Annotated in this window: 11 protein-coding genes; 10 read left to right on the forward strand and 1 reads right to left on the reverse strand. The window is 62.7% G+C overall.

Annotation, left to right across the window (positions count from 1 at the left end):
- Positions 1-41 precede the first annotated feature (41 nt).
- The 7 genes from G489_RS0111305 (at position 42) to phoB (ending at position 7,936) form a co-directional block, all read left to right on the forward strand.
- Positions 42-1,343 (forward strand): sensor histidine kinase, encoded by a 1,302-nt coding sequence (locus G489_RS0111305; RefSeq protein WP_029041619.1) that lies wholly within the window; start codon positions 42-44, stop codon positions 1,341-1,343.
- 276 nt (positions 1,344-1,619) lie between these two features.
- Positions 1,620-2,660, forward strand: coding sequence for a PstS family phosphate ABC transporter substrate-binding protein (locus tag G489_RS0111310; protein WP_029041620.1), 1,041 nt, complete (start codon positions 1,620-1,622; stop codon positions 2,658-2,660).
- A 114-nt stretch (positions 2,661-2,774) separates the two neighbouring features.
- The gene (pstC, locus tag G489_RS0111315; protein ID WP_029041621.1) at positions 2,775-4,154 is read left to right on the forward strand and encodes a phosphate ABC transporter permease subunit PstC; all 1,380 of its coding nucleotides are present in this window, start codon (positions 2,775-2,777) and stop codon (positions 4,152-4,154) included.
- Between the two features lie 2 nt (positions 4,155-4,156).
- Positions 4,157-5,527, forward strand: coding sequence for a phosphate ABC transporter permease PstA (gene pstA, locus G489_RS0111320; RefSeq protein ID WP_029041622.1), 1,371 nt, complete (start codon positions 4,157-4,159; stop codon positions 5,525-5,527).
- A 28-nt stretch (positions 5,528-5,555) separates the two neighbouring features.
- A complete protein-coding gene (gene pstB / locus G489_RS20260) occupies positions 5,556-6,404 on the forward strand; it encodes a phosphate ABC transporter ATP-binding protein PstB (RefSeq protein WP_051332564.1) in 849 nt (282 codons plus the stop codon).
- 28 nt (positions 6,405-6,432) lie between these two features.
- Complete coding sequence (phoU, locus tag G489_RS20265; protein ID WP_035872514.1) at positions 6,433-7,134, forward strand: phosphate signaling complex protein PhoU; 702 nt, start codon at positions 6,433-6,435, stop codon at positions 7,132-7,134.
- 100 nt (positions 7,135-7,234) lie between these two features.
- Positions 7,235-7,936, forward strand: a complete 702-nt coding sequence (gene phoB, locus G489_RS0111335; protein ID WP_029041623.1) for a phosphate regulon transcriptional regulator PhoB — start codon at positions 7,235-7,237, stop codon at positions 7,934-7,936.
- Positions 7,937-8,059: 123 nt separating this feature from the next.
- Here phoB and G489_RS0111340 read toward each other — a convergent pair whose 3' ends face one another.
- The gene (locus G489_RS0111340) at positions 8,060-8,605 is read right to left on the reverse strand and encodes a GcrA family cell cycle regulator (RefSeq protein WP_029041624.1); all 546 of its coding nucleotides are present in this window, start codon (positions 8,603-8,605) and stop codon (positions 8,060-8,062) included.
- A gap of 436 nt (positions 8,606-9,041) precedes the next feature.
- Between G489_RS0111340 and G489_RS0111345 the strand changes: the two genes are divergently transcribed.
- Genes G489_RS0111345 through G489_RS0111355 form a run of 3 tightly spaced genes read left to right on the forward strand, consistent with a single transcriptional unit; the run spans position 9,042 to position 12,189 of the window.
- On the forward strand, positions 9,042-10,217 hold the full coding sequence (locus G489_RS0111345) for an aspartate aminotransferase family protein (RefSeq protein ID WP_035872516.1): 1,176 nt from the start codon (positions 9,042-9,044) through the stop codon (positions 10,215-10,217).
- A gap of 44 nt (positions 10,218-10,261) precedes the next feature.
- A complete protein-coding gene (argF, locus tag G489_RS0111350) occupies positions 10,262-11,188 on the forward strand; it encodes an ornithine carbamoyltransferase (RefSeq protein WP_029041626.1) in 927 nt (308 codons plus the stop codon).
- Positions 11,188-12,189, forward strand: a complete 1,002-nt coding sequence (locus G489_RS0111355) for an Hsp33 family molecular chaperone (RefSeq protein WP_051332565.1) — start codon at positions 11,188-11,190, stop codon at positions 12,187-12,189. Before argF ends, G489_RS0111355 begins: the two co-directional genes overlap by 1 nt.
- The last annotated feature ends 156 nt before the right edge of the window (positions 12,190-12,345 follow it).

The raw sequence follows: 12,345 nt of genomic DNA on the forward strand, positions 1-12,345 counted from the left end.
AGGCCCCCTTCCGGGCCGGGGCGAAGGGTCAAGAGACCGAAGTGAACGACAAGCCAGTCGACAAGGACGTCATCACAGGTGCCCCGGCTCGCGCCAATCGCTGGCGCGAGCGCCTTTATGCCGGGCGTTGGGTACTAATCGCCACCGCCGCGGTCATGGCCGGTTTTGTCTATTATGGCCGGTTGTCCGTGCTCGAAGCACTGCTGGGCTTTGCGCTCATCTTTCTGGCCGCGCTGGTGGTGCCGCGCCGCGCCCGCATCATCCTGCCCCAGTCGGGCGACATGCAGCGCTCGCCGGAACGCGCCGACAATTCGACCCAGCGCTTTGCAGATGCGCTGCGCGATCCCTGCATCATCATCGACAGGCGCCGCAACGTCGTCCACATCAACCCCGCGGCGCGGCGCGACTTTCCCTCGGTCCAGAACGATACCCCGCTCGCCTTCGCCATGCGCAACCCGGCCTTCCTCTCGGTTGTCGAAAAGGCCGTCACCGGCGGGGCCACGGCCGATGGAGAATTCTCGGTCACCGTGCCGACCGAAACCTGGTACGGCGTCACTGTTGCACCGCTGGCCTTCAGGGCCGGCAGCGAGGCACAGGCCCCCGATCTGTTTGTCATCTCGCTGACCAACCAGTCCGAGCAGCGTCGTCTCAACCAGATGCGCGCCGACTTCGTCGCCAATGCCAGCCACGAACTGCGCACACCGCTGACCTCGCTGATGGGCTTCCTCGATACGCTGATGGGGCCGGCGGCCAACGATCCCGAGGCGCGCGAGAAATTCCTCGGCATCATGCGAGCACAGTCCGAGCGCATGGCGCGCCTGATCGACGATCTCCTGTCGCTGTCGCGCATCGAACTGCGCCAGCATATGCGGCCTTCCGGCACGGTGGACCTTGTCAGCCTTGTGGGCGAGGTCACCGAACAGATGCAGCCCCAGGCCCGGGATGCGGAAGTCGAGCTGAAGGCCACGATCGCTGTCGATGCCGCCGAAATCACTGGCGACCACAATGAACTGGTGCAGGTGTTCGAGAACCTCATCGACAACGCCATGAAATATGGCGGTTCCGGCGGCGTGGTCGAGATTATCCTCGACAGGGCCACCGATCGGCGCAATGCGGCCTTTGTCGTCACCGTCCGCGACAAGGGGCCGGGCATCGCTCCGGAAAACGTGCCGCGCCTCACCGAGCGCTTCTACCGCGTCGATGTGGAATCGAGCCGCCGCAAGAAGGGCACGGGGCTCGGACTGGCGATCGTCAAGCACATCGTCAACCGTCATCGCGGCGAGCTTTCGATCTCCTCAGAACCGGGCAAGGGCACAGCCGTTTCGGTCTATTTGCCGGCCTGAGTCTCCCTGCGTACCGGTCCCTATTGGCCAATGACTGTCACCTCAGTGTGGCATGTCCACAGTATGATTGCCGTTTCAGCCTGGAAAGTTTCGTTTTTTCAAGGTGTTAGGCTGTCATGCAAGTGTCATTTCAGTGACATAAAACCATTAGCACAACGCTTTAAGGCTCCCTGCGTCCGGGCAAAAGGAGCGGGACTTTCAAGGCGCATCCCTGCCGCCGTCGCGCTGCCGGACAGGTTAAAAACCAAGATTTCTGAGCTCTGAAAGGGAGACATCATGAAATTCGCTTCTTACGCCAGCGCCGCAGTGCTGCTGGTCGCCGGCGCCCTCGTTGCCACCGGTGCGCAGGCCCAGTCTCGGGATACCATCCAGATTGCCGGTTCCTCGACCGTTCTGCCTTTCGCCAGCATCGTGGCCGAAGAGTTCGGCAACGCTTTCCCTGAATACAACACCCCGGTCGTGGGTTCGGGCGGCTCCTCTGGCGGCCTGCGCCAGTTCTGCGAAGGCGTCGGTGAATCCACCATCGATATCGCCAACGCGTCGCGCCGCATCCGCGCCTCGGAAATCGAAGCCTGCGCCGAAGCCGGTGTGAAGGACATCCGCGAAATCCGCATCGGTTACGACGGGATCGTGTTTGCTGCTGACGCCTCCAAGGCGGACTTCGCTCTCGAGCCGGTCCATGTCTACAAGGCAATCGCCGCTGAAGTTCCGGTCGATGGCGAAATGGTCGCCAACCCCTACACCAACTGGAACGAAATCGACGCCTCGCTCCCCGATCAGGCCATCTCGCTCGCGATCCCGGCTTCGAACCACGGCACGCGTGAAGTGTTCGAGGAAAAGGTCGTTCTTCCCGGTTGTGAAGAAGCCGGCCTGCCGGAAATGGACGAAGACGCCATGGAAGCGTCCTGCCTGACCTTCCGTCAGGACGTGGTGGTCGAGATCGCCGGTGACTACACCGAGACCCTGGCCCGCCTGCAGTCCAACGCTGACACCATCGGCGTGTTTGGCCTGTCCTTCTATGACCAGAACCGCGACACCCTGAAGGTTGCCACCGTTTCCGGTGTCACCCCCTCGCTCGAAACCGTCGCCTCCGGCGAATACCCGGTTTCCCGCCCGCTGTTCTTCTACGTCAAGGGCGAGCACATCGGCGTCATCCCCGGCATTGAAGACTATGTTGCCTTCTTCCTGTCCGACGCGATCGCCGGCAATGGCGGCACCCTGGAAGACGCCGGCATGATCCCGGCTCCGGATGCCGAACGTGAAGCCGTCATGGCGGCCTTCGACGAAGGCAAGGCCATCATGGCTTCCGACCTCTAAGGTCAGTACCAGGATCGGGGGCTCCTTGCGGAGCCCCCGGACCTTTCAAGGCGGCCCTGTTTCGACCAGAGAAGCCGTCACCCAGTTTTCTTCCGGCGCGGAGGCGCAGACGCCGTGAACAGTACCTTGATCATCGCAGCTCTGCTGTTGATCCTGCTCTCGCTGGCCTATCAGATCGGCTGGTCGAAGAGCCGGACGATCTCGTCCTCCAAGCAGGAAAAGCTTCATTCAAGGCCGGTTTATCACGGTGCGCTGGTCGCCATCTGGGCGCTGGTGCCGGCCCTTCTGATTCTCGGGCTATGGGTTCTGCTGGGCGACACTGCCACCCGCCAGTTCATCATGGCGCAACTTCCGCAAGAGATCGTCACCGAGGGCGGTTCAGGGCTTGTCACCGCCATCCAGCGCGTGCGCTCGATCGCCTCGGGCTTTGGTGTTGCCGGCGAGATCCAGCCCTTTGAGCAGGCTGCCGCCGACGCCCTGCGCTATTTCACCTTCATCACATTCATGGTTGTTATTGCCGCTGCTGCCGGCACCGGGTTGCTGGCGCTGCTCTATGCACGCCGCCGCATCCGGGCCCGCCTTCGCGCCCGCAACGAAGTCGAGACGGTGCTCCGCATCGGCCTGATCGCCTGTTCGGCGGTTGCCATCCTGACCACCCTTGGCATCGTCGCCTCGCTCCTGACCGAGGCGATCCGCTTTTTCTCCTTCATCAATCCCCTGTCGTTCTTCTTCGGCACGGTGTGGAACCCGCGCTTTGCGACGGTCGGCACGGGCGGGGAAGGGGACTATGGTCTGCTGCCGCTCCTGTGGGGCACCATCATGGTTTCGGCTATCGCCATGCTGGTCGCGGTGCCTGTCGGGCTGATGTCGGCAGTCTATCTCTCGCAGTACGCGTCCAAGCGCGTGCGCGACATCGTCAAGCCGATCATCGAGGTGCTGGCCGGCATCCCGACCATTGTCTACGGCTTCTTTGCCCTTGTGACAGTCGGCCCGTTCCTGTCTCAGCTCGGCGGCTTCATCGGCATCGAGATCCGCGCCACCAGCGCGCTGACGGCCGGGCTCGTGATGGGGATCATGATCATCCCCTTCATCTCGTCGCTTTCCGAAGACATTCTGCAGCAGGTGCCGCGCGCGATGCGCGACGGTTCGCTCGGCCTTGGCGCCACCCAGTCGGAGACGATCCGGCGGGTTCTTTTGCCTGCCGCCTTGCCGGGGATTGTCGGGGCGTTCCTCTTGGCGGTCAGCCGCGCCATCGGCGAGACCATGATCGTGGTGCTCGCCGCCGGCAACAGCCCGGTGTTGCGCGCCAATCCTGCCGAGCCGATTTCCACGGTGACGGTAACGATCGTCAATCAGCTGACCGGTGACACGGACTTTGCCGGTCCCCAGTCTCTGGTCGCTTTTGCCCTCGGGCTTACCCTGTTCGCGATGACCCTGCTGCTTAACGTGGCCGCGCTGTTCATCGTCCGCAAATATCGGGAGCAATACGAATAGTCATGACTGACACAACCGCATCTCCCGGGACCGGCACCGTCTCCGCCGAAGAAAACCGCGCCCGTATCCGCAAGGGTCTGGCCCGCCGCCACCGCCAGGAAGCCATCTTCCGCGGAATGGGGGTCGCCGCCATCGCCGCTGCGCTGGGCTTTGTCGCCATCCTGTTCGGCATGATCATCTTCAAGGGCGCCCCCGCCTTCTGGCAGGCGACCCTGACCGCCGAGGTCTATTTCGACCCCGAGGTCATCGAGAGCGATCCGCGCCCCGTGCAACAGGAAGGCCAGTCACCCGCCGACTACCGGGCAGAGTTGCTGCGCTGGGAACGTGCGGTGACCTTGTCGAACTGGAACGCGGTCGTCGCCGACAGCATCCGCAAGCTGGCGCCCGATATGGAACTCGAGCGCAAGGACGCGCTTGAGCTGGTGACCAGCTCGGTGCGTTACAAGCTCCGCGACATGTTCGTCGAAAACCCCGACCTGCTCGGCCAGACCGTTTCGGTCAGCATGCTCGGCTCGGCGAACACCGATGTCTGGCTCAAAGGCAATATCGACCGCAGTCTGGCCGATGACAGGCAACAGCTCTCGGCTGCGACCCGCGAACTCGCAGACCGGCTGGCCGAAGAGGGCGTGATCCGCTCCGCATTCGCCTGGCACATCTTCACCAACGTGGACTCCCGCTCCGCACCGGCCTCTGCGGGTCTCGCCGGGGCCTTTGTCGGCTCGCTTTACATGATGCTGGTCGTCATCGCCCTGGCGGTGCCGATCGGGGTGGCAAGCGCCGTCTATCTCGAGGAATTCGCGCCCAAAAACCGCCTGACCGACCTGATCGAAGTCAACATCAACAACCTCGCCGCAGTGCCCTCGATCGTCTTCGGCCTGCTCGGCGCGGCGGTGTTCATCAACTATTTCAAGCTGCCTTTGTCGGCCCCGCTGGTCGGCGGCATGGTGCTCACACTGATGACCCTGCCCACGATCATCATTGCAACGCGATCGTCGTTGCGGGCCGTGCCGCCCTCGCTGCGCCAGGCCGCGCTCGGGCTCGGTGCGTCCCAGACCCAGACCGTGTTCCATCACGTTCTGCCCCTGACCTTTCCTGGCATCCTGACCGCGACCATCATCGGTGTCGCCCAGGCTCTGGGGGAGACCGCGCCGCTCCTGCTGATCGGGATGAATGCCTTTGTGGCCAATGTTCCCGCCACGCCGATGGACCAGGCGACCGCACTGCCGGTCCAGATCTATCTGTGGCAAGGCAACGAGAACCGCAATTTCTTCGAGGCCCGTACCTCTGCCGCCATTATGGTGCTGTTGGGACTGATGATCATGCTCAACGCACTCGCCATTTTCCTCAGAACCCGGCTCGAGAAGCGCCAGTAGGCGCCCCTTGCCCAAAGGAGGCTGATCCATGGATACCACCTCTCAGGAACAGACCAAGAAGTTCGAGCCGCCCGCCGCGACCGCTGCCGCCGCCGTCGAGACGGCCACGCAAACCGGTTCAAAAACCCGGGTTTCCGCCCGCGATGTCAATGTGCACTACGGTGAGAAGCAGGCGCTTTTCGACGTCTCCATCGACATTCCGGATCGTGGCGTGACCGCCTTTATCGGCCCCTCGGGCTGCGGCAAGTCGACTTTCCTGCGCTGCCTCAATCGCATGAACGACACCATCGAGGGCTGCCGGGTGACCGGCAAGATCTTGCTCGACGATGTCGATATCGCCAATCCGGACCTCGACGTCGTTGAGCTGCGGGCCCGTGTCGGCATGGTGTTCCAGAAGCCGAACCCGTTCCCCAAATCAATCTATGAGAACGTGGCTTACGGCCCGCGCATCCACGGCATGACCAGCTCCAAGGACGAACTCGACGAGATCGTCTATTCATCGCTGCGCCGCGCCGGCCTCTACGAAGAGGTCAAGGACCGGCTCGACCAGCCCGGCACCGGGCTCTCCGGCGGCCAGCAGCAGCGCCTTTGTATTGCTCGCGCCATCGCCACCAAGCCTGAAGTGCTGCTGATGGACGAGCCCTGCTCGGCGCTCGACCCGATCGCGACCGCGATCATCGAGGAACTGATCGACGAACTGCGTGAGAACTTCACTATCGTCATCGTGACCCACTCCATGCAGCAGGCCGCGCGTGTGAGCCAGAAGACGGCGTTCTTCCACCTCGGTAAACTGATCGAGGAAGGGCCGACCGAGCAGATCTTCACCAATCCCCTGGACAAGAAGACCCAGGATTACATCACCGGCCGTATCGGCTGATCATTGTCCCCTTTGCGGAGCCTGAGCGATGGTTGAACCCTCATCCGAACACATCGTCTCGTCCTATGAAGACGAATTGAAGGAACTCGCGCGCCTCATCTCCGAGATGGGCGGGCTTGTCGAACAGGCGGTCACCAATTCGGTGAATGGCCTTGTGCGCATGGACGACGAACTGGCGCGTGGCGTCGTGAAATCCGATCAGGAAGTCGACGACATGCAGCGCCGGATCGATGACCTGGCCGTCTCCATGATCGCGCGCCGGCAACCCATGGCCTCTGACCTTCGCCAGATCATCTCGACCATTCACGTGGCGACCGATCTCGAGCGTATCGGCGACATGGCCAAGAATATCGGCCGTCGCACCATCGAGATCGGTGACCGGCAAATGTCGGCCCAGCTTTATTCGGGCCTCAAGCACATGTCGGAACTGGCCTTGCGGCAGATCGACCGTGCGCTCGATGTCTTCAACGCCCGCGACGAGATCGGCGCGGTTGAGGTTTGCCGGCGCGATGACGAACTCGACAGCCTCTACATGTCGCTGTTCCGCGAATTCCTAACCTATATGATGGAAGATCCGCGCAACATCTCGGACTGTACGCATCTGCTGTTCTGCGCCAAGAACCTCGAGCGGGCCGGCGACCACGCCACCAACATTGCCGAGGCAGCCTATTATCTCAAGACCGGCAAGAGCCTGGTGCTTGAAAGCGACAGCATGGGAACGGTCGGCTGAACGGCCGGCGTCGGACACCCGATTGCGCAAATCTGCTAGCATGCCGCTGGTTCGGACCCCGGAAGGGGTCCGGCCTGCCGGCGCGATGGAGACCTGAGCCGTGGCTCCCCTTGTCCTGATCGTCGAAGACGAAACCGATCTCGCCTTGATGATGCGCTACAATCTCGAGGCCGAAGGCTATCGCGTGCAATGTGTGGAGAGCGGCGACGAGGCCGATCTCCAGATGCGCGAGGCCGTGCCCGATATCATCCTGCTCGACTGGATGCTGCCGGGCCTCTCCGGGATCGAACTGTGCCGCCGCTGGCGCACGCGAGAGGCAACGGCCCGCGTGCCGATCATCATGCTGACGGCCCGCAGCGAAGAAGAAGAACGGGTACGGGGTCTCGCCACCGGGGCCGATGACTACATGGTCAAACCCTTCTCGGTCCCCGAACTGGTCGCCCGTATCCGGGCGCTGCTGCGCCGCACCAATCCGACCCTTTTGAGCGTGACCCTCAAGGCCGGCGATATCGAACTCGATCGTGAGACCCATCGGGTCCGGCGCGGGGGCAGGGAGGTTCATCTCGGCCCGACCGAATATCGCCTGCTTGAATATCTCATGCAGAACCCGGGCCGGGTCTATTCGCGCGAGCAATTGCTCGACGGGGTGTGGGGCCATGACGTCTATGTCGACGAACGGACCGTCGATGTTCATGTGGGGCGGTTGCGCAAGGCCATCAATCGCGGCCGTGTGCGCGACCCGATCCGCACCGTGCGGGGCGCCGGCTACGCGTTCGACGAGAACTTCACGGTTGTGAGCTGAGCGCAGCACCACCCGCCGGACAAACAAAACCCCGCTGAATGGCGGGGTTTTTCATCTCCGGTGGCGGTCTCAAAAAAGAGAGGCCGCGATCGTCAGCGGCCCCAGGACGCCACAGGGAGAAGCCTACTTTTTCTTGCGTTCAACCGCGTGATAGGCGCGGCGGGAGTGGAATTCGCAATAGGGGCGGCCTTCATCCGAGTGCCGGCCGCAGAAATAGAAATCCTCGCTCATCGGATCGCCGATCGGCCATTTGCAGGTGTGCTCGTTGAGCCCCATCAGATCGACCCGCTTTTCCGGCTCGATGTAAAGTTCGGCCGAAGTATCCGCGACCGCCAGGGTCTCGGCATCGGTCTCCGCGTCATATTTGAGGGCCGTGGCCCCGATCATCGGCGCGCTGGTCATCTGCCGGCGCTTGGCGATGGCGCTCGCCGCGCTCGAGGAGGAGGCGCCGCTTGGCCGCCGGGGCGCCGGATTGGACGCACGCGGCTTGCGGGCACGCGATGCGGTCGAGGCGGGCTTGGCCCGGCCAGACAGCTTGAGCCGGTGGACTTTGCCGATGACAGCGTTGCGGGTGACCCCCTCGCCAAGCTCGGCGGCGATCTGGCTGGCGCTCAGACCTTCCATCCAGAGCTTTTTGAGAAGTTCAACTCTTTCGTCTGTCCACGCCATGGTGATCCCCTAAAGTGTTCGTCTGGAGGATTCCTGGATAGAATCCCGGACCCCTCCGGATGTCGAAATCCGGAAAAACACAATCTGTCGTGTGCTTAGTGGGTCCGCCGCACGAGATGTCGTGCTCCCATACCCTTACTGTACATGAGCGCCGGAATCCGTGACAAGAGTCGCTCTCCAATATCCCCGCAAAATGTTGCGAGGGGGCAACGTCGGTAGTTGCCGGGTTGAAATGCCCGGGCAGACCGGCTATTCCGCCCGCCTTTTGCCCCTTTGGCCGGGGCAATTGACATGCTCACGGCTTGCCGCCATACAGAAACGGACAAATGAACGTGCCGTCGCGTGGGAAAAGCCCTAGACGGCGCGTTTTTGGTTTTAGGCCCCCGTTTTGCCGTGCCCCGTGCTGTGGTCGGCAAACACAGCTAGGATAGTCGACATGTCAGCGCTTTATGGCTCGTATGCCCGGTCCGAACTCGCTTTCGAGCGGGGCGAGGGCGTGCGACTGTTCACCGCTGACGGCTCGGACTATCTCGATTTCGCGGGCGGCATCGCCGTCACCGCGCTGGGCCACGCACATCCGCATCTCGTCGAACGGCTGAAGACACAGGGCGAAAAGCTCTGGCACGTCTCCAATATCTTCCAGATCCCCCAGCAGGAGGAACTGGGAAGGCGCCTCGCCGAGGCGACTTTCGCCGACCGGGTGTTCTTCACAAATTCGGGTGCCGAGGCGATGGAATGCGCGATCAAGACCGCGCGCCGCTATTTCCACGACAAGGGCGAGCCCGGCCGCTACGAGGTCATCACCTTCAAGGGGGCCTTCCATGGCCGGACCCTCGGCACGATCGCGGCAGGCGGCAACCCGTCCTATCTCGAAGGCTTCGGTCCCGCGCTTCCCGGCTTCGTCCAGGTCGAGCCTGGCGATCTGGCCCTCGTCAAGAACGCAATCAGCGACAAGACCTGCGCCATCCTGATCGAGCCCGTTCAGGGGGAGGGTGGGGTCACCGCATTCCCGGATGAATTCCTGCGGGGCCTGCGCAAGCTGTGCGACGAGAACGGGCTCTTGTTGATCCTTGACGAGATCCAGTGCGGCTATGGCCGTACGGGCAAGTTCTTCGCTCATGAATGGGCCGGTATCACTCCGGATCTGATGGCCGTTGCCAAGGGCATTGGCGGCGGCTTCCCGCTTGGTGCTTGCCTGGCGACCGAGGAAGTCGGCAAGGTCATGGTGCCCGGCACTCATGGCTCGACCTATGGCGGCAATCCGCTTGCCTGTTCGATCGGCAATGCGGTGCTCGACGTGGTGCTGGAACCCGGCTTCATTCCGCATGTCGAGGAAATGGGGAAATATCTCGCATGGCAGCTGCAGCAGCTCATGCAGAAATATCCCGATCACATCACCGAAATTCGCGGACGCGGCCTGATCGCCGGCTTCCGCCTGAGCCCGGAAATCGCGACCCGGGACTTCGTCGCCCGCCTGCGTCAGCACCATCTGCTGACCGTGGCTGCCGGCGAAAACGTGGTGCGGCTCCTGCCGCCCCTGATCGTTGAGAAGGCCGATATCGACGAGGCGATCGAAAAGATCACCCAGGCCTTCGACGAACTCGACGCGTAAGGCAGCACCCTGCCCGAATGCCCTGACTGAAAGGACAGTCTGAGATGACTGCGACCCCGAGACATTTTCTGACGCTCAGCGATTTCACCGCAGACGAGCTCCGCGCCCTGCTCGAGCTCTCCAAGCGCCTCAAACAGGCCTATGCCGAGGGCGACCGCCCGCGCCCGCTCGCCGACAAGGTGCTGGCCATGATCTTCGAGCGCCAGTCGACCCGGACCCGTGTTTCTTTCGATGTCGGTATGCGCCAGCTCGGCGGCCAGACCCTGATGCTGACCGGGCACGAGATGCAACTCGCCCGCGAAGAAACGATTGCCGACACCGCACGGGTGATGTCGCGCTATGTCGATGCGATCATGATCCGCATCCTCGAGCATGACGACCTGATGGAACTGGCCGGCGCCTCTTCGGTGCCCGTCATCAACGGCCTGACCCGCCGGGTGCACCCTTGCCAGGTGATGGCCGACATCCAGACTTTCGAAGAGCATCGCGGCCCGATCAACCAGGCCCGCGTCGCCTGGGTCGGCGACAGCAACAATGTGCTCGCCTCCTGGGTCAAGGCGGCGCGTATCATGGGCATCAAGCTCTCGATCGCGCACCCTGAGGAATACGGACCGGACCAGTATCTCGCCGCGGAGATCGCCGAAGCCGGCGACCTGGTGGCGACGACCACGGATCCCCACGCGGCTGTCGAAGGCGCCGACCTGGTGCTGACCGACACCTGGGTGTCGATGGGCGACGAGGACGCGGACGAACGCCGCCAGATCCTCGCTCCCTATCAAGTGAACGCCCGTTTGCTTGAAAACGCCGCCAAAGATGCGATCTTTATGCATTGCCTGCCCGCTCACCGCGGCGACGAAGTGACCAATGAGGTCATGGACGGTCCCCGATCGGTGGTGTTCGACGAAGCGGAGAACAGGCTGCATGCCCAAAAAGCGATACTGTGCTGGGCACTAGGGGTTGAAGACATCTGATGACCGGACTGCTCGAGGCCGTGGGGCTCAACCGCCCCGAAAGCGGCGATGATATGCTTGTTCCTTTTTCCCTCGACCAGCTCGATGCGCGTGGCCGCATCGTGCGGCTCGGGGATTCGCTCGACGAGATCCTGTCCCGGCACGATTATCCGGTGCCGGTGGCAAGGCTGCTTGGTGAGGCGATGACCCTGACCGCCTTGATCGGCTCCTCGCTCAAATTCGAGGGGAAGTTCATTCTCCAGACCCAGACGGACGGGCCGGTCAGCCTGCTGGTGGCCGACTTCCAGGCGCCTGACGGCATGCGCGCCTATGCGCGGCACGATTCCGAGGCGCTGAAAAAGGCTGCCGAGGAAGGCCGCACTGCGCCGGCTGATCTGCTTGGAAAGGGCGCGCTGGTCATGACCATCGACCAGGGGCCGCATATGGATCGCTATCAGGGCGTGGTCGAACTCGACGGTTCCTCGCTCGAGGAAATCGCGCATCGCTATTTCGCCCAGTCCGAGCAGATCCCGACCCAGGTCCGCCTGGCAGTGGCCCAGCTCTCGACAAGGGGCGAAGACGGTCCGCGGTGGCGCTCGGGCGGCATTCTCCTGCAACACCTGCCGGAGGGCGAGACCGGCCGTTCGATGCCTGACCTGCCCGGCGACGGCGATTTCGACAATGACGAGACTGCCGACAAGAGCTTTGTCGAGGCGGACAACTGGACAGAGGCGAAATCGCACCTGTCGACCGTCGACGACCTCGAACTGGTCGACCCCGAGATCTCGCCCGAACGACTGTTGTTCCGGCTTTATCACGAAACCGGCGTGCGCGTGTTCGAACCGAACCCGCTCGAAGCCCGGTGCTCATGCTCGGCAGAGCGGGTCGAGACCATGCTGATGGGGTTCGACGCCGAACAGCGGGCCTCGATGGTGGTCGATGGCGAGATCGAGGTGACCTGCGATTTCTGCTCGACGGTCTACAAGTTCAATCCGAACCAGTTCGGGTTCGAGGACGATTGAGGCCTCGGGGAAGAAAAACAACAAGAAAGCCGGTAGCGATACCGGCTTTTTTGTTGTCTGGCAGGCCATTGCCTCAAATCCGCCGGGGAACCTTTCCAAAGTTTCATTTGTGGCCGATTCCGGGCTCACTTAAACTGATGCGACCACTTGAAAGGA

The sequence above is a fragment of the Cucumibacter marinus DSM 18995 genome (genome assembly GCF_000429865.1).
GTDB classification, from domain to species: Bacteria; Pseudomonadota; Alphaproteobacteria; order Rhizobiales; family Devosiaceae; genus Cucumibacter; species Cucumibacter marinus.